The organism is Methanobrevibacter oralis (assembly GCF_001639275.1).
In the GTDB taxonomy this organism is placed as follows: Archaea; Methanobacteriota; Methanobacteria; order Methanobacteriales; family Methanobacteriaceae; genus Methanocatella; species Methanocatella oralis.
In genome coordinates this window covers 1-21,329 of the sequence record NZ_LWMU01000022.1, presented here as the reverse complement: position 1 = coordinate 21,329, position 21,329 = coordinate 1, and the positions used below count along the sequence as shown (strand labels likewise).

The window sequence follows — 21,329 nt, the reverse complement described above, 5'->3', positions numbered from 1 at the left end:
CTGTCAAAAAATGAAATTAAAAAGCTTAGAGGAAGTGCAAGAAAATTTCTGAATGATAAATCTAAATCAGATGAAGAAAAAGTTGATATTCTTTTTTATTGATGGCTATTTGCTTGATTGTTCTGGTCAAAAATCATTGGCTTTAAACGATTATGATGCTAGATTGATGAAAACTAAGGATAAAGGACAAAAATATCCAAAGTTTTCATATAATGTTCAGTTGGGAACAGATACCGAATCTAAGTTGATTTGTGGAGTTAATGTTGTCCAAAATCCCAACATGATCATTTATCAAATTCCTGTATTTAATGAATCAAATCCTTACCAATTTAAACTTAAAACCTCAAAAAATTAGTGCAGATACAATATATTCAACATTAGCCAACTTGAATTACCTAGATAACTTTAGGCATAACCTGCTCTAATTCCAACATCACAGCAAAATAGAAAAAAATTCTGGAAAATTACCAGAAAATCCATTTGCCATTGATTACTTTGTTTTCGATGAATATAAAAAATGTTTTCATTTGTCCAATGGAAAAAGAATTAACACTCGATGGTGCATACCCTGCACCAATGGAAAAAGGAGGAGGAATATATAAGTTAAATTAGTTTATTCATAATTACAATGAATGTAAAAAAATGCCAATATTCAAAACATTGTTATAACACAAACCATAGAACAATAACGCGATATGTTCATGAAGTTTCCTATAAAGTTGAACGCCTAATGTCTTCAGAAGAAGAAATAGAAGAATATAAAATCACGTTCAAAAACAGTAGAAGCACACAATGGAACTTTTAAAAGAATTTATCATTTATGATGACATTCCATTAAAAGGTTTAGAAAGGGTTCAAAACCTAATATTCACCATAGTATCATCATACAACCTAATAAGATTACATAATTTAATAAAAGAAAATAATATGGATTTTTATTCAATTATTAATTCAATAGAGTTCATATCGTTAACTTAAAATAGAGGTGCTGAAAATGAAAAATATTCAAAATTAAATAATTTCTGCCAACACTCAAATAATCAAAAAAAAATTATGAAATTGAACAAAATTTAATAAAAAAATGTAAACTTAGTAAAAAATGAACAATGATTAAAAACTAATAATTTCTGCCAACACTCTTGGATTGAAAAAAAACGAAAAATAAGAGCTAACAAAATTGAGTCCACCCTTCCTCCATAAAATAATGATATCAGTTAATTATTTATATGATTATCTAGATAATTATTTGTTGTAAAATAGTACTTTTTAAAAATATAAATTGAATTATATATTATATTTAATGTGAATCATGTTTATTTATATTTAATATGATAAAATATTTGGTTTTAGTTATTAAATAATATAATAGTTCTTTTTTTGAATTGGGAGTATTATTTTTTCATATATAAGAAAATCCATTAAAACTATTGAATTAGGGTATATTAAGTAAGAAATAAATGTTATTGCTTAATAAATATATTTATTAATAAGTTTTTTTAGGGTTTTAGGTAAAATAAATGGAGGAATTTTTAAAAATGTTTAAAAATTTTAGTAAAATTTTAATGTTCTTATTGTTTTTTGTATTTTTAACTGTTTCTACAGTTTCAGCAGAAGATAATGTAACTTTGGATATTGATTTAAATGAGGAAAATAGTAACTATTTGGAAATACAAGATATAGATAATGGTATTTTAGGTAATTTTAAGTCGAATAATACTTTAAAAGCCTCATCATCTAATTCTTTTAAAGATTTACAAAACATAATAGACAATGCCCATATTGGAGATACAATAACTTTAAACAAGGACTATACATACACTACAGGTGATTCTCCAATATTCATTGGCAAATCTATAACTATAGATGGGAAAAATCACATAATAGATGGAAAATTAGCAACAAAAATACTTAAAATACGTGAAGAACACGTCACAATAAAAAATATAAAATTCATAAACGCAAAAAGCATCAACAACGACTATGGTAGCGCCATAGATTGGAATGGAGACTACGCTAATTTACAATATTGCTCTTTCAACAACAACCATGCCGACTATGGAGGTGCTATTTCCTTAAGTGGAACTAATGGTAAAATAAGCCACTGTTCTTTTAATAATAATACTGCTAATAGGTATGGTGGTGCTGTTTCTTGGTATGGTGGTAATGGGGTGTTAAGTGGTTGTTCTTTTAATAATAATACTGCCTTTTTTAGTGGTGGTGCTGTTGAATGGAGTGGTGCTAATGGTTTTTTAAGTGGTTGTTCTTTTAATAATAATCATGCTGCCGAGAGTAGTGGTGGTGCTGTTTATTGGGTTGGTGATAATGGTTTTTTAAGTGGTTGTTCTTTTAATAATAATCATGCTGCCGAGAGTAGTGGTGGTGCTGTTTGTTGGTTTGGTGATAATGGTTTTTTAAGTGGTTGTTCTTTTAATAATAATACTGCCCTAAATGATGATGGTGGTGCTGTTTATTGGGTTGGTGATAATGGTTTTTTAAGTGGTTGTTCTTTTAATAATAATCATGCTGCCCAATGGGATGGTGGTGCTGTTTATTGGTTTGGTGCTAAGGGTAAGTTAAGTGGTTGTTCTTTTGTTATATTTCGTTCGAAAAATACTTCTTTTTTAAACATACCTAACTTAATTTATTATAATGGTAAAGATTATGATGTTGATTATTATAATAATGGTGTTAATATTAATAGTGGTAAGTTAAATAATGGTGTTAGTTTTTCAGGTCTAAATAATAATAAATACAATATTACAATGAAATATATGACAGATAATGGGATGATGATTAATTATTTAATAATTACGGGTGATTCTTATTTACATGCTAAAAATATTGCAATGTTCCATAATGACGGAAGTAGCTATGTTTTAAAGTTAACAGATGCCCAGGGAAACCCTATAAAAAATCAAATAATACAAATAACAATTGCAAATAAAAATTATAACATTAAAACCAACGACAAAGGCTATGCCCAACTAAAAATTAAACAAAAAGCAGGAAATTATAAAATAACCACAAAATTTAAAGGCAACAACCAATACAGCCCCACAAAAATCATCAACACACTAAAAATCCTAAAATCACCCATAACACAAAACAAAAACATGGAAATATACTACCTCGGCGGAACATTCAAAGTAAAAATAATAAAAAACAACGGAAAAAACGCAGGACCCGGACACAAAGTCCAATTCACAATCAACGGAAAAACATACACCAAAAAAACAAACAAAGAAGGCTACGCAAGCATAAAAATCACACAAAAACCAAAAACATACAAAATAACCACACAATACAAAAAATACAAAACAACAAACCAAATCAAAATCAAACCACTACTAACAGCAAAAAACATCATAAAGAAAAAAACAAAAATAACACAATTCCAAGCCAAACTCGTAAACAATAAAGGAAAACCACAAAAACAAAAAACAATAACATTCAAAATCAACAAAAAAACCTACAAAGCAAAAACCAACAAAAATGGAATAGCAACAATAAAAATCAAAAACCTACAAAAAGGAAAACACACAATACACACACAATACACCAAATCACAAATAAAAAACACAATACAAATCAAATAAAAAAAATAAGGAGGGAAAAAAACACACCCCTCCTTTCTTTTCCTTTCTTATTTTCATAAACTAACAATTTTATATTTTTTATTAAATAAGAGAATGTTGGCAGATAATTATTTAATTTTGAATATTTTTCATTTATAGTTGTTTACTAAACTTTTATTATAGATAAGTGACAAATAACATTATTATGTCTGGAAAATCCAAAATAAATTTATTTAATAAAATGAGTAAAGAAGAGTTAAACAATGAAATGAGTCAATATGTTGCATTTTATCGTTATTATCAGCGATTAATTGCGATTAAATTTATAACCGAAGGCCATACAATACAAGATGTAGCAAATTTACTTAACATTTCTTACCCGACTGTTCACAGATGGGCTAAATCCTGTGAAATGGATGGATTAGATGGTTTAAAACCATCTTTTGGAGGTGGAAGACCATCAAAATTATCTTATGAACAACAAGTAGAATTAGATAATATCATTGAAAATACTCCCAATTTATCAATGAAAAATGTTCAACAAATAGTTAAAGAAAAATTCAATGTAGAATACAGTTTAAAACAAATAGGAGTCATAGTAAGAAAATTAGGATATAATTATAGCAAAGCATATCCTATTTTTACAAAAACTCCAAAAGATGCTAAAAAACAATTAAAAAAAACTTAGAAAAATTTAATGTAAGTGAAAATGATATAATTATCTTATTTGATGAATCAGCATTCATAAACGAACCTTATAACTCTAAATCATTATATAAAATCTGGGGACAAAACATAAAAAAATTCAGTAAAAATCCATTATAAATTTAAAATAAATGCCACAGGATCTCTAGCAATAAATGGTAATTCAACAATAAACAATTACAAATTCTTCAACAGCTCCAAAAATAGCAATATCTCTATTAGAATTAAGAAAAGCTAATTTGACAAATATTGAGTTTGTTAAATTATTGAATAATATTTTAAAAAATATAAAAATCTCAGATGAAGAAATAGATAAAATTTTAATAGAAAATTCTGAGGATAAAATAAGTTTTAAAGATAAAATTACAAAAACCTTAGAAAAAAATATTCTGATGATTCAACCACAACACATAGCCAGAATCATTGGAAAACATTGCAAAAGAGAATCAATAAAAAAAAATGTGAAAAAAAAGAAGAGAAATATGGAGAAAATATAATCTTAAAAAATTTATTAAAAGAACCATCTACAAAAGAAACTACTCAATGAAAAAAAGAATATGTTTAATTTTAGACAATTTCAGTGCTTCACAAATCTGCATTTATATAAAAAAATAGCTAAAATTCTTAATATTGAGTTAATTAATCTCCCACCTTATTCCCCCACACTTAAATCCTATAGAACAACTATGGAGAATAATGAAAAATATAATTCGCAACGAATACTTAAAATCCAAAGAACATCTAAAAGAACTAGTCAAAAAAACCTTCAATGAAAATATTGAAAACAATAATATTACAACACATTGGTACGAAACATTTATATTAAAAGTTTAGTAACTAACTATAGTACTCTTATTTTTTTTTAAGTTAATGATACGAACTTTACTGAATTAATAGTCGGATGTAAATCCATATTTTTTTTTCTTTAATTAGAATTATATAATCTTATTAGGTTGTATGATGATACAATCATGAATATTAGGTTTTGAACTCTTTTTAAACCTTTTATTGGAATGTCATCATAAATGGCAAATTTTTTTAAATGTGCCATTGTGTGCTTCTACTGTTTTTAAATGTAATTTCTATATTCATTTTATTCCTTCTTCTGAAGACATTAAACATTCAGTTTCATAGGAAACTTCGTGAAGATAGGTAATTCAAGTTTAGCTAACATTGAATATGGATTGTATCTGCACCTAATTATTTGAACTTTAAAGTTTAAATTAGTAAAAGATTTGGATTCATTAAATATACTGGAATTTGATATGATAATCATAATGGGGATTTTAAACAACATTAACAACCACATTAATCCATAAATTAGACTTGAGTATCTCTTCCCAACTGAACAATTTATAATGAATAAATTTTGGAAATATCCTTGTCCTTTTATCATTTAGCTTTCATCAAATATAGCATTCATTATCCACTTTAAAGCCAAAAACTTTTTTTGACCCCCGAACAATCCAAATAAATAACCACCAATAAAAAAAAAGTAATATACAACTTTCTCCTCATCCTGATAATAGATTCATTACATATGATTTCTTTACACTTCACCTAAGCCTTTTGATTTCATTTTTAGACAATTCCTAAACCATATAATGTCCTTATATAAATAATACTAATAATCTTTTTTTTAATCATATTAAATAAAGAGTTATAAGCTCTTTTTATTGCGCCATCAATTGAATATATATGTTCAAAATCAGTTAAAACTTAAAACCTATTAACCACAATAAGAATAAAAGCCATATTATCAAATCGATAAATATTGTTGAAAACAAAAATTTTATAATCCCATAACTGTCCTACCCACTAGCTTCAATTCCCATTATAAACAATATTTGATTACAAAACAATTATAAACCTAGAATTTTATAAAGCTAACTCCACAAAACCAGTAATTTTATTAATACTACCATAAATTAGTTTTATCATACTTTTAAGTATTAAAATGAGGTTTATCCACATTTGAGGTTACACGTTCAATTTTAAAGTAATCAAAAGTACCATCCCACAATAACCGAAGCCAAATACATAACTTTAAATTCTTCTTTCATTTTCACATCATCCTTTTACTAAAAATCATTTCAAAATATAGCAATTCACAACCATAATAACCAAAACACAAAAAATTCAATTCAAACAATCATTAAATCAATTATAAATACATATATTCTAATATAAATAGAATTTAATAACTTTAATTAAAAATAATAAATTATTAACAAGCAATATAACAAACCAAAAAAACAATAAAAAATAACTGAAAATATATTTGAATTTAACTATTAAATTAAAAAAAGAAGCGAAATCGCATGAAAAAAAATAATAAAATATGAAAATGAACATTAATTAAAACTCAATAATTTCTGCCAACATTCATTAAGTAAAATAGTAAAAAATTTATTTATCAACTAACAAATTGACAGTCACGAATTAGTAATCTTATTATATAAAAAAAATTAATAAATAGTAATGTTATCAATGGAAAAGGACTGTATATAATGAATTTATTGTGGTTTTATGTAGCAATTGTATTAGCTATAAGTGACCTACTACACACGCAATTAATGTGGAAAGTCTTAAATAGCTTTTACATAATCTTAGGTGGTCTTATTGACAAATCTGTTCATTCTAGATGGCAAACATGGATTATTCACGAGCTAATGGAAGCAGGATTTCATTTTATTATATTGTCAATAGTTTTTTTATCACCACAAATAGGTATCCTTGCAGCTCTAATTCATTTTATAATTGATATAAGTCATACAATTCTAATTAGCCATATGGGTGAATTAGAACACAGAGCTTTACATTTTTTAATTGAATCCGCATTTTTTATTGCAATATACGGATTATAATAGGAGTATAAATAAATGCCAGTTATTACATTCAAATATCAAGATTTAAAAGATTTAGGAATAAATATTAAAAAAGATGAATTAATAGACACTCTCCCCATGATGAGTAGTGATATTGAAGATTTTGATGATGAAGAAATTAAAGTAGAATTCTTCCCTAACCGTCCAGATAATTTATCTGTTGAAGGAGTAGCTAGATCTTTTAAGGGTTTTATTGGCCAAGAAATTGGTCTTCCAAATTATGAAGTAACACCATCTGGAGAATTTGTAGTTGTTGATGAACAAGTAGCTAAAATTAGGCCCTATATTGCTTTTGCGAAAATTGAAGGGGTTGATTTTAAAGGAGATAAACTCAAGTACATTATGGATTTTCAAGAAAATCTCCATTGGGTTATTGGAAGAGATAGAAAAAAAGTAGCTATTGGTATTCACAATGCAGATGTTGTTAATGCTCCATATAAATACATTGCAACTGCTAAAGATGAAAATGAATTTATTCCTCTTGAAAAATCATCTACTATGACGCCTTATGAAATCTTAACTAAACATGAAAAAGGTGTTGATTATGCTCATCTAATTGAAGATTTCGATAAGTATCCTTTAATTTTAGATAAAGATAACCAAATTCTTTCAATGCCTCCCATTATTAATGGAGAACTTACTAAACTTAAAGAAGATACTGCAAATATTATTGTTGATGTGACTGGAACCGATGAAAAAGCTGTTAATCAAACTTTAAATATTATTTGTTCCTCATTTGCAGAAGTTGGAGGGAAAATTAAAAGTATGGAAGTTAGATATGTTGATAAAAGTATTGTTAGTCCAGATTTATCTCCTCAAATTAAAAATGTTCATGTTGATGTTACTAATAAATTAATTGGTGGAACAGATTTAAATGCAGAAGAGATTCATAAATTATTACTTAAAACTCGTTTTGATGCTGAAATTATTAATGAAAACGAATTAAAAGTATTTATTCCATCTTATAGAATTGATATTTTACACGAAGTTGATATTGTTGAAAATATTGCTGTTCAATATAGAATTAATAATGTTGTAGCGAAACTTCCAAATGTAAATACAGTAGCTCATGAAAATGACTGGATTAAATCAGAAAATACCATTCGTGAAGTAATGATTGGATTAGGTTTTCAAGAAATTATGAGTTTAATGCTTACTAATGAAAAAGCTCACTATACAAATATGTTACAAAAAGAAGAAGACCACGTTCAAGTATCAAGACCTATTACAATTGATCGGACTATGATTCGTACTAGTTTAATTAACAGTTTAATGGAATTTTTAGAAGATAACAAGCATGAAGATTTACCTCAAAAAATATTTGAAATTGGAGATGTTTTATATCTTGATGAAAGTAAAGAAAATAAGGTTAGAACTTCTAAAAAACTAGCTGGGTTAATCTGTCATTCTACTGCAAATTTCACTGAAATTAAATCCGTTGTAACAAGTACTGTTTCTAATCTAGGCTACTCTATGGAAATTTCTGATAGTGAAAATCCATCATTTATTTCAGGCCGAGCTAGTGATTTAAAAGGAGATTCTAAAAATAGTTCAATTAGAGGATTCTTTGGTGAAATTTCACCAGAAGTAATTAGTAATTTTAACTTAGAATATCCTGTTATTGCTTTTGAAATTGAATTTATTTCTTAATTAAATTCAATACCCTAATTTTTTCATTTGAGTAATATGTGATGTGTCATTTGAAAAGGTCGATTTCAAAACTATCACCAAAATTAAGATAGCTAATACTAAAAGTAGTTTTTTCATTTTTCACCCATAAATGTTAAATCGACTATTCGATTATTTCGTGGCCCATCAAGTTCAACAAAAAATACTGATTGCCAAATTCCAAGGTCGAGTTTAGAATTTTTAATGGGAATTGTTTCACTTGATGATAAAATAAATGACTTTAAATGAGATTTCGCATTATTATCAATCATATCATGTTCATAAGAATAATTATCTGAAATCATATCATTTAAAATTAATTCTAAATCTCTTAAAAGACCTTCCTCATTTTCATTTACTAAAATAGCAGAAGTAGAATGTTTTGAAAAGATATTAACAATACCATCTTTGATAAGTATTTTTTCTGTAATTTGAGAAGTAATATCAATAATTTCAAAATTTTTATTTGAATTGATCTTTAAAGAATCATTTTTAACTATCATCGCTAATAACATTGTTAGAACTAGTATAAATAAAAAAAATAGGATTAGTCGTTATTGCCCACGCCTATATCCAAATATAAATAAAATCATTAAAAATACCATAATCAGTACAACAATGCCCGAAGTTTCTGTAAGTGATTTTGATATTTTACTTTCAGGAACAACTTCATAAGCTTTTCCTTCTTTTGATTCATCTCCATTGGCATTAGAATCACCATTGGAGATTGTATTTTGCCCATTATCAGAATAATCATTTGAATATATATCTGAACTATTAGATCCATATTTTTTAGATGAACTATTAGAATTAGAAATATGATTATTTGGTGAATTTGAATCACCATTTCCTTGTTTAGATGATCTATTAGTATTAAAAGATCCTGAATTTGTTGTATCTGGCTTTTTATTATTTGCATTATTATTATCTTTTTCACCAGTTGCTTTATATTTATATTTTACAAATTTTCCTCCAATTTCAACTTCAACATCATATTCTTTATTTGAATCTAATTTTGCATCGATAATTGCTCTACCATTGACAAATTTAGCAGTGTATTGCTTTCCATCAACATTTACTTTAGTATCAAATGTAGCAAATTCTTTTACTTCATTTCCATTAGTATCATACATTTGAAGACCAATTCCATTTTTTACAGAGATTGTATCTAATTTCATAATACCTGCAAGAAGCATAGGACAAACGAATGTATTTGAATCATCAGTGGAATCAAACCAATTATCACCTAATTTGAAAACTGGTAATTCTGGATTATTTTTAGCTTGATACTGCTCATTATGTGTTAAAACATTATATTTGACTTGTAATCTAGCAGCTGAACCTTCTTTTGCTGTTTTAAAATCAGCTCCAAATAATAATCCATTACCACTTTCATAGCCTCCCAATTCACAATTAGGATCACGACGATTTGAGGTAAATGTATTAGCATTAATAATATCATATTTTGAGTTAGAATCAATGTAAATACCATTAGTATTTTCATAAACATTATTATGTTTAATAGAATTAGATGAAGACTCATTATACATTGAAATTCCATTGAATCTATTATGATGAATGATATTATATGAAATATTGTTATTATCAATGTTAGAAGTCTCTATTCCAGATCTTCCATTATATGATATTTTATTATTGTAAAATAAACTGTTTTTTACATTTTGAAGTTGAACACCATTTTTAATAGCCTTAGAAATATCATTATAAGTTAAACCAACATTATGAGAATTCCTAATTAAAATACTATTAGCTCCACCAGTAATTATATTGTTTTTAATTATAGTATTATCAGAAGAATTTAAAACAATTCCATAGTCAGCAGAATTAGCTACAATAGTAATTCCAGATAAAAGGCTTCCTTTACTATTAGGTGTAAAGTAAAATCCAAATGTTTTATTTATTCTTAAATTTTTAATGTCAAAAGAAACATGAATATTACTATTAACCTTTGATATAATGTTTAATTTTTTATCTACAACTAAAGATATGTTTTTATATTCCTTACTTTTAAATTCGATTGTATCTCCATCATTTGCACTATCAAACACTTTTTGAATGTCCTCATTAGATAAATCACTTGTAACTTGATAATCAGATGTAATTTTATCCTCAACTGCATTCACAGATGAAATAACGAATAGTCCAATAAAACATATGAAAAAAAGGCAAAAAACTTTTTTATCCATATACAAATCATCTCATTTACTATTTTAATCAATTAGCAAGCATATCTTATCGAAGTGATATAATATACTTATTGATTAATATTTATTATTTTTATTGTTAACTAATATAAATCTTTTTAAAATCTAATTAAAAGAAAATAATTCAATTATTAAATTAGTTTAAATATAAAAAAATACAAAATATAAATTATTACTTATCGATTAAATTAATAAGTAATATAAAAAAATAATTAATAAGATGATTAAAATGAAAAATAAAGGTTTTATTTTAGCTATTTTTTTAATTTTTATTGTTTTTTTAAGTTTATCTAATGTATATGCAGATGATATATCTAATAATAATTTAACTACTAGTGATAATTTAGAAATTCAAAAAAGTCAAGATATAGCTAGTATAAGTCAAAATAATGAAAATAACAAATTATCTTCATCTTATGATATTACTATTGGTTCAGATAGTGCGACTATCCAAAATACAATTAACGCTATGGAAGATGGAGATACTTTAAACTTTGAAGCTGGTGAATATAGAGATATTTGTATTTATGTAAACAAAAGTATTACAATAAATGGTAATGGAGCAACATTAATAGGTTATAATACACCTTCACAAAATAACACTCCCAGTATTATTTATAACAAAACAAGTGACAATGGTTATGGAATAAGCAACTTTGCAACACTATACATATTAGGAAACTCTAAAAATACAACAAATAATGTGATTATTACTGGTTTAACAATTGTTGGACAAAATACTGCTTATGGCAATGCTGCTGTTTATTCAGAGTACTGTAATAATTTGAATTTTTCAAATAATGTTATTAAAGGTTCCTCTTGGGGACTTTACTATCGTTTTTGTCATGATGGAACTATTGGTAATAATTTAATCCAAGACCAATCTACAACAGGTATCTTAAACTTTGGATCTGCTAGAAGTATTATTGTAAATAACACAATTAAAAATTCTAAAAATCATGGAATCGATGTGAGACATGGAACAGGACCAAATGTTAAAGTTATTAACAATACAATAATTGCTTCAAAAGAAGGAATCTATCTAATGCATTCTAAAGGACATTATGTAAGTGGAAATAAATTAATTAACAACACAATAAGTTCTATAAGTTGTTATGGTTCATCATTAATTACTTTAGTTAACAATACATTAATTAAATCTAGAATAGGTATTCTATTAGGTGGAGGATACTCAAATATTACTGTTGGTAAAAATGATTTTAGTTTAGATAACTTACCTTATCCTCCAACATTTGTATACTATGTAGCTGAAGCAAAAAGTGATTATCAATCAGCAACTGAAATTGTTGGAACCTACTCTGACAGTTCCACTTATGAAAACACCTACACCCAAACAGTAAATATTGCAACACCAAAAATGATTTCTATTGATTATACTGTAATTTTAAACCAAAATGGAAACATATACAACGTAACTAATGGAATGACAAGTGCTCAAATCCAAGGGTTAATTGACTCTATGCATAATGGAGATACTTTATCCTTTGAAAGAAATGCAATATTTAGAAATATTTCAATTTATACAGATAAAAATATTAAGATAATAGGAAATAACGCAACATTAATCGGATATGACAATGTTAACATGACTAATGTTCCTGAAAAAATTAGAAAAACTACTGAAGAAGGAGGATATGCTCTTTCTGAACGTGCTGTACTATATATTCTTAATAACACAAATGTAGTTGTAAGTAACTTAAATATTATTGCTAAATATCTTGGTTATAATACATCTAAAGTTAATGTAAAAACTGATGAATATAAAACTGCAGGAATCCGTACACAAAAAAGCACAAATATTACAATTACGAATGTTGATATTAAAGGAGCATCCTGGGGTATTTATTTAGAATATAGTGGAAATGCATTAATTTCTAATAATAAAATCCATGATGTATATACAACTGGAATTTTAAACTTTAGAACTCCTAACAGTCTTATCGCAAACAACACCATTACAAATGCTATTAACCATGGTATTGATGTGAGACATGGAACCGGACCAAATGTAACTGTATTTAACAATACTATAATTGGTGCTAAAGAAGGAATCTATCTAATGCACTCAAAAGGTCATAGTGTATATAACAATACTATTATTAACTCTAAAATTAGCGGAATTACCGCTTATGGATCTGGAAATGAAGTAATATTTAATAATACAATTACAGGAGTTAGAATAGCTATTTTATTAGGTGGTAACTATTACAATGTAACAATTGGAAAAAACAACTACAGCTTAGATTCACTACCATTTCCACCAACCTTTGCAACATACATCGCAAAAGCAGAAAATAAGTATCAAAGCGAAGATAATGTGATTAGAACCTACAGTGATAAAGAATCTGTAAAAATTATAGCTAATAATATTACAACTACATCAAAAACTGGTGAATTTAGTGTAATATTAACTGATATGGATGGAAAAGCTATTAAAATGCAAAATATTACTTTTACTGTAAATAATAAAAACTACACTACAAAAACAGACGAAAATGGAACTGCAAAAATCAATTATAATGTAAATGATGGTATAAATACCGTAAGTATAATTTATTCTGGAAATGACAACTATGCAAGTGCTACTCAAAACTATACCATTACAGTTAATAGGATAACTAGCAAAATTACAATTCCTAAATCCATAAATGTTTACCTTACAAAAGCTGTTTCAGGATATAATTATAAAATTATCCTTAAGGATGCATTTGGAAAAGTTTTAGCAAATAAAACTCTTACAGTTACCTACAACAGTAAAACTTACAACATTAAAACAAATGATAAAGGTGTAGCTACTATTAAAGCTGTAAAAAGCTTAGGCAGTAAAAAAATTAGCATTAAATTTGCAGGAGATACTACTTACAAATCAACAATTGCAACAGGAACAATTAAAGTAATTAAAGAAAAATCTGTTTTAAAAGTACCTAAAAAGACTTTTAAAGCAAAAGCAAAAAGTAAAAAAATCAAAATTACTTTAAAAAGTAAATCTGGAAAAGCTATTAAAAATGCTAGAATTACCTTAAAAGTTAAAGGAAAAACTTATAAAGCTAAAACTGATTCTAAAGGGATAGCTACTGTGAAACTTAAATTAACTAAAAAAGGAATTTTTAAAGCTACCACCAAGTTTAGTGGAAATAAATACTACAATGGAGTATCTCTAAAATCAAAAATAATTATTAAAAAATAGAAGAGAATAATCTCTTCTTAAACCTTTTTTTAAAATAAAGTCCTTCTTTTACTAATCGCAGTATATACAATAAATATTCCAATTAAAATCAAGACTATTTGTGGAAATATTGCAAATACAATAGCTGGAATTATAGACAGCTCAGCTAAAAGCCATAAAACACCATAAATTATTATTAAAGCACCAAATAAAATAAGTATTTTATAAAAAAGATCCTTAAGTTCGTATGGAAACATTCCATTTGGAATTGGCATTAAATCACCTACAATTCATAAGTACCATTATCAGTACCAATTATTACCTTATCAACCATTTGGGAGAAAATTCCATTTTCAACAACGCCAGGAATTGAATTTAAATCAATTTCTAAGTGAGATGGACTTTCAATTTCGCTAAATTTAGCATCAATTAAAAAATTACCATTATCAGTTATTACAGGACCATCTTTACGGATAGCCATCCTTATATTGCAAATAGCACCCATGTCTTCTAAAGTTTGAATAACCATTCGTGATGCATCAGGTAATACTTCAACAGGTACTGGAAAATCACCTAAAGATTTTTTAACTTTAGATTCATCAACGATTACAATAAAATTCTCCGCTGCATAATCAACGATTTTTTCTTTAGTATGGGCTGCTCCTCCACCCTTAATAAGATTAAATTCCACATCTACCTCATCAGCCCCATCAACAGACAAATTAATATCATGTTCTTCTAAAGTAGTAATTGGAATATTCCATTTTTTAGCTATTAATAAAGATTGAAAAGATGTTGGAATTCCCAATACTTTAATTCCTTCATCACGAATCCTCATACCTACCTTTTCAATGAAATAATGAGTAGTTGATCCAGTTCCCAGACCTAAAACCATTCCATCTTCAACATATTCTGCAGCTTTATAGCCTGCATTTTTTTTACTAGAATCATTTTTACTAGCATCTTTCATAAAAACACCTAAACAACAAATCCTAAACTAAGTTTATTAAGTTTATACCCTTTAATACATTCCCCATCATGCTTTCCATTATTTTTAATTACAATACATTTATCATTTTCAACTAATCCTTCTGGAAAACAAAAATCATGGAATTCACAATATTCATCACAATCTAAAGGATTATATGTAAAAGTTGAACCCTCAAAAATATTTTTAGAGTTAGTTAATATATTAATATTAGCTAATTCAACAACAACCGGTACCACCTTATTTTCATCATGTATGGGGCATTTTTGTTCATTATCCCGAACTTCCATTACAACATATTTTCTATTTTCTTCTAAATTATCTACACATGATGGTTTAAATCTACAACTTTCACATTCACTAGCAGGACCTTTAAAAACAAACTCTAAACCTTCATTAGCTAAAGATTTACCAATTAAAGTAATCATCTAAATCACCTCTGTTTTATAAGCCAGTTCATATGCTGCTTCACGAGAAATTCCATTATCCCCTAAAATTGTATATCTTTCAGGTCTTATTTCATTAGCCATTACTAAAGCTTCAATTATATCCTCTTCAGCGATTCCTATTTGTTTTGCATTTATAGGAGCTCCAACTGCCTTTATAGAATCTCTAATAAATTTCCAATCTCCCCCATATAAATACATCATTAATATTGTTCCAATTCCACATTGTTCACCATGTAAAGCTGGTTTATCCAATATTTTATCTAATGCATGTGAAAACATGTGTTCAGAACCACTAGCTGGACGACTAGAACCTGCAATACTAATAGCCATACCACTACTAAATAATGTTTTCATGACAATCCGAGCACTAGCTTCAAGACCTGCTTTAATATTATCCACATTATCAGTAATCATATTTGCAGACATTAAAGATAATGCAGCTGCAGATTCACTAAATGACTCATGTTTAAGTCTATGAGCTAATTCCCAATCCTTAACAGCAGTGAAATTTGAAATTAAATCGGCACATCCTGCAGACAATAATCTAAATGGAGAGTTTGCAATAATATTAGTGTCTGCAATAACAGCTATTGGTGCATGTGCTTTAGCTGATGTGAAAGTAGTTGAATCTTTTATAGAAGCCAAAGGAGATGCAATACCGTCATGAGAAGCAGTTGTAGGCATTGAAACAAAATAAACCCCCTTATTGCATGAAGAAAGTTTAGCTACATCAATAACTTTTCCTCCACCAACGCCTAAAATTGTAGTTTCAGGAGTCACTAATTCTTCAACTTCTTCAATTGAATCATAAGAAGCATCATCAACAATTTTAACTTCACTCTGAATATCTGCCTTTTCTAATGAATTTATTACTTGTTTTGCTCCAATATCATAAGTATTAGGTCCTGTGACAATTAAAACCTTTTTATCTAAATGGAGCGATTTACAAATTTCTCCTGTCTCATCAATAATACCTGGATCAATGTAAACTTCACGAGGCATTTGTATTTTCCTATTACTCATAAAAATCGCCTGAAAAAATAATATAAATATTATATTTGTGCTTAATAATTATAAATAACTTTCTTTCAATTTAAATTTCTATATACTAATATAATTTATTTAAATAACACTGTTATATTATTCGTGAATAAAAACAAACAAAGTTAGAAGATCCATATAAAAAAAATATTTTTGTGTAATTCAATACACAAAATAAAACTATAAGATTATAATATTACTTTTTACTTCTTCTTATTAAAGGAATTGAAATAAGGACAGATAAAACAAGTAAGAGTATTGGATTACCTGTATTATTAGGATTCATTGAAGAAACTTTTTTAATAGTTTTGTTGTTTTCAACATTTGGTTTTTCTGGTACCTGTGGATTCACAGGAGGGTCAACAGGAGGCTCTACTGGAGGCTCTACTGGAGGATCAACAGGAGGTTCTACTGGAGGTTCTTTTGGAACATAAACAGTGGCATTTGCAGTTTTATTCCCAACAAAAACCTTGTTAACTAACTTACCATATTTATTAACAGTAGCATTAACATGAAGAACAGTATTTCCACCTTTAGTGATATTTATAATCCAAGTAATAGTACGAGAACTAGCATTATAAACACCACCGTCAGAAGCACCTTTGAAAACTAAACCCTCACCTAAAACATCTCTAACAAGAAGATTTATCAAGTTAACATCGGGATTAAGATTAAAAATAGTAATTGTATAACCAACCTTATCATTAAAGCTAGGATTTGTAACATTTACTGTTTTTGTTACATTAGTATTTGGAACATTAACAGTGACATTTGCAGTTTTATTGAAAACATTAACAGTATTGTTAATTTTACCAAATTTTCCAATTGTTGCATTAACAAAAAGGTTAATTTCACCATCTGCAGGAATATTTAGAATCCAAGTAATTGTATTTGTTGTATTGTTATACAACCCATTATGAGAAGCACCTTTAAAAATTAATCCTTCACTTAAAGTATCAATAACTAAAACATCAACAACAAGTGTTGTTTTATTAGTGTTTTTTACTGTTATAGTATAAGATACTGTGGTATTAAAATCAGGATTTGTAATATTTACTTTTTTAGTTACATTAATTGGTGGTTCATCAGTTATATTTGACTCATTAAATGTGAATACTATCAAATCTTGGTGAACATCATTTGAGAATTGATAAAAATTATATGTTAAGTATTTCTTTGTTAGCCAATTAATCGAACCTTTTGCATTTACATCTGGATACCTGATCCCTCTTTCATATTCATCTAAAGTTTGTTTAATCAATCTATGAGATGAATAAGATTCATTAAATGGAGAAGGTACTAATGAACATCCACTTGATATGAAATGCAGTACATTCTTGAAGAGATCTTTGCTAATTTTACCATCAAGAACTCTTTGATAATTTTGAACTATAAAAATTTTTAAAAGTTCTCCAATAGGTTTACCACGGAAATATCCTCCAGAACCAATTAATTTATTTGTACCAGTCTCAATTATAGGATTGTTAGCAATATTCAGAATTCCTGGTTGTAAACAATAACTTACAGGATTAGTTAAATTTTTGATACTAATCTTTTTACCATCGGTATTATTAATGACCTCCACAATATCAACTGAAGGAAAAGTTATATCATTAAAAATATCAGGATATTCTTTTGCATGATTATTTGAAATAGTAGAATTTATTATATTTGCTTTTAAAAGAGGGCAATATATGCCTCCACCAATCGTTAAACCAGTTTCATTATAAGCAGAATTATTTGAAATAAGAGTATTTATAATTGTAACTCTTTGGTCTGACCAAATTGCTCCTCCTCTTAGCATTGCTTTATTTCCTGTAAGAACAGAATTATTTAAAACAATTTCTCCACCACCAAATGCAGTGAAAACCCCTCCAGAAGTTCCATAACTTCCAGGATCACCATTTTTATACGGAGCAGAATTATTTATAAATTCTACATGGTCACCATAATAAGAACCTAAATCATTATCTCCTCTAATATAAATAGCACCACCAGAATAACGTGCACCATTATTAACATATCTAGAACTTTTATCAAAAATTCTAGAGACATCATTAAAGATTACACCTCCAGTATAATCGCCTTTATTATTAATAAAAGTATTATTATAAAGATACATGTCAGAAAGAGAAATATAAATTACTCCCCCTAAGTTACTACCATGGTTTGAATCAAAAATAGTGTTATTTATATACACATAAGACCTATTTTTATATGCATCGTTTTGGAAGTTTATCGCACTACCTTGAACACCAGCATTATTTCTAAATATTGAGTCAGTTATAGTGAGAGTACCCCCACCCTGCAAATTAAGACACATGTAAGTACTTCTTTCAAACAAGCAATTGTTAATTGTTATATTTGGGTTTTTACTTGATTCTACAGCCATATTAAAATTCTTAAAATTTAAAGAATTTAAAACCAAATTTTTATTATCCACAACAGAAAATACATATGAATTTAAATGCTTTATGTTAACAACGTCATTATTATAGGCAGTAATATTTAAAGATTTACTAATCCTTTCAGATATTGAATAATTACCTGCTTTCATTTTAATAGAATCACCATCTTCAGAAATATTAATGGCTCTTTTAAAACTACAAGGATTATCTAAATCTGTACCATTTAAATCATCTGAACCATCAGATGATACATATATTTCTTTAGCACTAACAGCAAATAAACATGATAATGTTATTAACATGATAAGACTTACTATTAATACTGTTTTATATATTTTAAATTTAATAATTACATCATCCTATTCATTATTTTTATCATTTCCACTTAAATTACCACTATATCAATAGATACTGTATTAATCATAGAAAAAATAGCAGCTTAAACGAAATGATACATAACCATCAAAAAAATAAAATTAACGGTTAAGTTTTTTGTGAAGCTAATATGCCATTATTAAGTAACAATATAAAAAGCTCCATATAGTTTTATACTTTACAAACAATAAAAACGTTTCGATTTTTAGTAACAAAGAAATTATATGTAATAATAAATCTATCTGATGAAGAAAAAGTTGATATTCTTTTTTATTGGCGGCTATTTGCTTGGATTGTTCCAAGTTAAAAATCTTTGGCTTTAAATAGATAATGAATGCTATATTTGATGAAAACTAAATGATAAAATGACAAAGATATTCCAAAATTATTCATTATAAATGTTCAGTTGGGAACAGATACCAAAATCTAAGTTATGGATTAATGTGGTTGTTAATGTAGTTCAAAATCCCCATTATAATCATTTATCAAATTCCAGTAATTTAATGAATCAAATACTCTACTAATTTAAACCTAAAACCACAAAAATAATTAGTGCAGATACAATCAATATTCAACATTAGCCAACTTAAATTACATAAAATAACTTAGGGTATAAAAAATGCTCTAATATTCCAACATCTACAAGCAAAGATTAAAAAAAAATTCAAAAAATTATCCATGAAAAATCATAATTTGCTAATTGTATCATTTTGTTTTTGATGAATTATAAAAAATGTTTTCATTTGTCCAATAAAAAAGAATCAACGCTCGATAACACATAACCCTGCACCAATGAAAAATAGGAGGTGGATAATAAAGTTAAATTATTTTATTCATAATATTACGATGAATGTAAAAAAAATGTGAATATTCAGGAAACATGTTATATACTCAAAATCACAGAACAATAACGCGGATATCTCAACGAAGTTTCCTACAAAACTGAACGCTTAATCTCTTCAGAAGAAGGAATAGAAAAATATAAAATTATGTTCAAAAAACAGTAGAAGCACACAACAGCACATTTAAAAGAATATACATTATGATGACATTCCAATAAAAGGTTTAGAAAGAGTTCAAAACCTAATGTTCATGATTGCATAATCATACAACCTAATAAGATTATACAATTTAATTAAAGAAAATAAAATGGATTTACATTCGACTATTAGTTCAATAAAGTTCGTACATTAACTTAAAAAAAATAATAGTATTAAAAATGAAAAATATTCAAAATTAACTAATTTCTGCCAACATTCAAAATATTTTTAAAAAAATTTTGTAATTTACTATAAAATAAAAAACTCAATATGCTTAGTTGATTAAAATGGTAAAAAAATTTCGATGTTAACCCAAATTTTACTATGGTTTCTACAAAGCTATTAAATTAACCAAACATATTCTGTTATGGAAAAGATAAATTCAACTGTTAAACATACAAATAATATCTTAAACATTCTTGGTGAATCTATCTTATTTTCAACCTCTGACAATAAAACGGCATAAATTAAAATAATGAAATTACATGTACGAAATAGAAGTAAGCACTTAAAAAAATGAAATAGAATGGGTATTAAAAAAACTAATAACCATCCAATAAAAAATAAAATTTTATATATTACTTTCATTATCATGACTCCTTAAAAGTATTTATAAGTTTCTTCCTTATTTAATTTAATTCTTCCTTTTTCATGGGACTGTCAATTTGTTAGCTCTTGTTTTCGTTTTTCGATCCAGCCATCTTTTTGGTGCATTATTTGATTGAATATTCCTTCTAATGTTCTGAATTTCTTTTTGTGTGCTTTGGGCATTGTATTTCC

At 26.8% G+C, this 21,329-nt stretch carries 15 protein-coding genes; 8 read left to right on the top strand and 7 right to left on the bottom strand.

Going from position 1 to position 21,329, the window contains the following annotated elements:
* The first annotated feature begins 70 nt into the window (after positions 1-70).
* The 7 genes from MBORA_RS00440 to pheT all read left to right on the top strand — a co-directional run bounded on the left by MBORA_RS00440 (position 71) and on the right by pheT (position 8,818).
* Positions 71-355, top strand: a complete 285-nt coding sequence (locus MBORA_RS00440; protein WP_157944497.1) for a hypothetical protein — start codon at positions 71-73, stop codon at positions 353-355.
* 437 nt (positions 356-792) lie between these two features.
* Positions 793-978 (top strand): hypothetical protein, encoded by a 186-nt coding sequence (locus MBORA_RS00435; RefSeq protein ID WP_042692953.1) that lies wholly within the window; start codon positions 793-795, stop codon positions 976-978.
* 557 nt (positions 979-1,535) lie between these two features.
* A complete protein-coding gene (locus tag MBORA_RS00430) occupies positions 1,536-3,596 on the top strand; it encodes a hypothetical protein (RefSeq protein ID WP_156482679.1) in 2,061 nt (686 codons plus the stop codon).
* A 220-nt stretch (positions 3,597-3,816) separates the two neighbouring features.
* Positions 3,817-4,263: a helix-turn-helix domain-containing protein gene (locus MBORA_RS00425; protein ID WP_232817586.1), complete on the top strand. Its 447-nt coding sequence runs from the start codon at positions 3,817-3,819 to the stop codon at positions 4,261-4,263.
* A 256-nt stretch (positions 4,264-4,519) separates the two neighbouring features.
* The gene (locus MBORA_RS10450; protein ID WP_063720076.1) at positions 4,520-4,777 is read left to right on the top strand and encodes a hypothetical protein; all 258 of its coding nucleotides are present in this window, start codon (positions 4,520-4,522) and stop codon (positions 4,775-4,777) included.
* A 2,013-nt stretch (positions 4,778-6,790) separates the two neighbouring features.
* Positions 6,791-7,147, top strand: coding sequence for a hypothetical protein (locus tag MBORA_RS00410; RefSeq protein ID WP_042692959.1), 357 nt, complete (start codon positions 6,791-6,793; stop codon positions 7,145-7,147).
* A 15-nt stretch (positions 7,148-7,162) separates the two neighbouring features.
* Positions 7,163-8,818 carry a phenylalanine--tRNA ligase subunit beta gene (pheT, locus tag MBORA_RS00405; RefSeq protein ID WP_042692961.1) on the top strand — a complete coding sequence of 552 codons (1,656 nt, stop codon included), beginning with the start codon at positions 7,163-7,165 and terminating at the stop codon, positions 8,816-8,818.
* A 113-nt stretch (positions 8,819-8,931) separates the two neighbouring features.
* On the opposite strand, the gene MBORA_RS00400 is transcribed toward pheT, so the two are convergent.
* Together MBORA_RS00400 and MBORA_RS00395 are read right to left on the bottom strand one after the other, a co-directional pair.
* Positions 8,932-9,339: a secondary thiamine-phosphate synthase enzyme YjbQ gene (locus MBORA_RS00400; RefSeq protein ID WP_063720075.1), complete on the bottom strand. Its 408-nt coding sequence runs from the start codon at positions 9,337-9,339 to the stop codon at positions 8,932-8,934.
* A 51-nt stretch (positions 9,340-9,390) separates the two neighbouring features.
* Positions 9,391-11,043: a right-handed parallel beta-helix repeat-containing protein gene (locus MBORA_RS00395; RefSeq protein ID WP_042692964.1), complete on the bottom strand. Its 1,653-nt coding sequence runs from the start codon at positions 11,041-11,043 to the stop codon at positions 9,391-9,393.
* A 247-nt stretch (positions 11,044-11,290) separates the two neighbouring features.
* Between MBORA_RS00395 and MBORA_RS00390 the strand changes: the two genes are divergently transcribed.
* Entirely contained in the window at positions 11,291-14,269 is a 2,979-nt protein-coding gene (locus MBORA_RS00390; protein WP_052331796.1) for a right-handed parallel beta-helix repeat-containing protein, read from the top strand.
* Positions 14,270-14,298: 29 nt separating this feature from the next.
* Here the strand turns inward: MBORA_RS00390 and MBORA_RS00385 are convergent, their stop codons facing one another.
* The 5 genes from MBORA_RS00385 to MBORA_RS00365 form a co-directional block, all read right to left on the bottom strand.
* On the bottom strand, positions 14,299-14,523 hold the full coding sequence (locus tag MBORA_RS00385) for a hypothetical protein (RefSeq protein ID WP_042692966.1): 225 nt from the start codon (positions 14,521-14,523) through the stop codon (positions 14,299-14,301).
* Between the two features lie 8 nt (positions 14,524-14,531).
* Positions 14,532-15,218 (bottom strand): ribose-5-phosphate isomerase RpiA, encoded by a 687-nt coding sequence (gene rpiA, locus MBORA_RS00380; RefSeq protein ID WP_042692968.1) that lies wholly within the window; start codon positions 15,216-15,218, stop codon positions 14,532-14,534.
* Positions 15,219-15,226: 8 nt separating this feature from the next.
* A complete protein-coding gene (locus MBORA_RS00375; RefSeq protein WP_042692971.1) occupies positions 15,227-15,664 on the bottom strand; it encodes a UPF0179 family protein in 438 nt (145 codons plus the stop codon).
* Positions 15,665-16,708 (bottom strand): NAD(P)-dependent glycerol-1-phosphate dehydrogenase, encoded by a 1,044-nt coding sequence (locus tag MBORA_RS00370; protein ID WP_042692973.1) that lies wholly within the window; start codon positions 16,706-16,708, stop codon positions 15,665-15,667. It abuts the gene before it with no gap.
* Positions 16,709-16,922: 214 nt separating this feature from the next.
* Positions 16,923-19,436, bottom strand: a complete 2,514-nt coding sequence (locus tag MBORA_RS00365; RefSeq protein ID WP_063720074.1) for a DUF11 domain-containing protein — start codon at positions 19,434-19,436, stop codon at positions 16,923-16,925.
* Positions 19,437-21,329: the final 1,893 nt, after the last annotated feature.

Coding starts and splice junctions, on each gene's coding strand:
- MBORA_RS00440 (WP_157944497.1), top strand. CDS start 71: ATGAAGAAAAAGTTGATATTCTTTTTTATTGATGGCTATTTGCTTGAT.
- MBORA_RS00435 (WP_042692953.1), top strand. CDS start 793: ATGGAACTTTTAAAAGAATTTATCATTTATGATGACATTCCATTAAAA.
- MBORA_RS00430 (WP_156482679.1), top strand. CDS start 1,536: ATGTTTAAAAATTTTAGTAAAATTTTAATGTTCTTATTGTTTTTTGTA.
- MBORA_RS00425 (WP_232817586.1), top strand. CDS start 3,817: ATGAGTAAAGAAGAGTTAAACAATGAAATGAGTCAATATGTTGCATTT.
- MBORA_RS00410 (WP_042692959.1), top strand. CDS start 6,791: ATGAATTTATTGTGGTTTTATGTAGCAATTGTATTAGCTATAAGTGAC.
- pheT (WP_042692961.1), top strand. CDS start 7,163: ATGCCAGTTATTACATTCAAATATCAAGATTTAAAAGATTTAGGAATA.
- MBORA_RS00400 (WP_063720075.1), bottom strand. CDS start 9,339: ATGATAGTTAAAAATGATTCTTTAAAGATCAATTCAAATAAAAATTTT.
- MBORA_RS00395 (WP_042692964.1), bottom strand. CDS start 11,043: ATGGATAAAAAAGTTTTTTGCCTTTTTTTCATATGTTTTATTGGACTA.
- MBORA_RS00390 (WP_052331796.1), top strand. CDS start 11,291: ATGAAAAATAAAGGTTTTATTTTAGCTATTTTTTTAATTTTTATTGTT.
- MBORA_RS00385 (WP_042692966.1), bottom strand. CDS start 14,523: ATGCCAATTCCAAATGGAATGTTTCCATACGAACTTAAGGATCTTTTT.
- rpiA (WP_042692968.1), bottom strand. CDS start 15,218: ATGAAAGATGCTAGTAAAAATGATTCTAGTAAAAAAAATGCAGGCTAT.
- MBORA_RS00375 (WP_042692971.1), bottom strand. CDS start 15,664: ATGATTACTTTAATTGGTAAATCTTTAGCTAATGAAGGTTTAGAGTTT.
- MBORA_RS00370 (WP_042692973.1), bottom strand. CDS start 16,708: ATGAGTAATAGGAAAATACAAATGCCTCGTGAAGTTTACATTGATCCA.
- MBORA_RS00365 (WP_063720074.1), bottom strand. CDS start 19,436: ATGTTAATAACATTATCATGTTTATTTGCTGTTAGTGCTAAAGAAATA.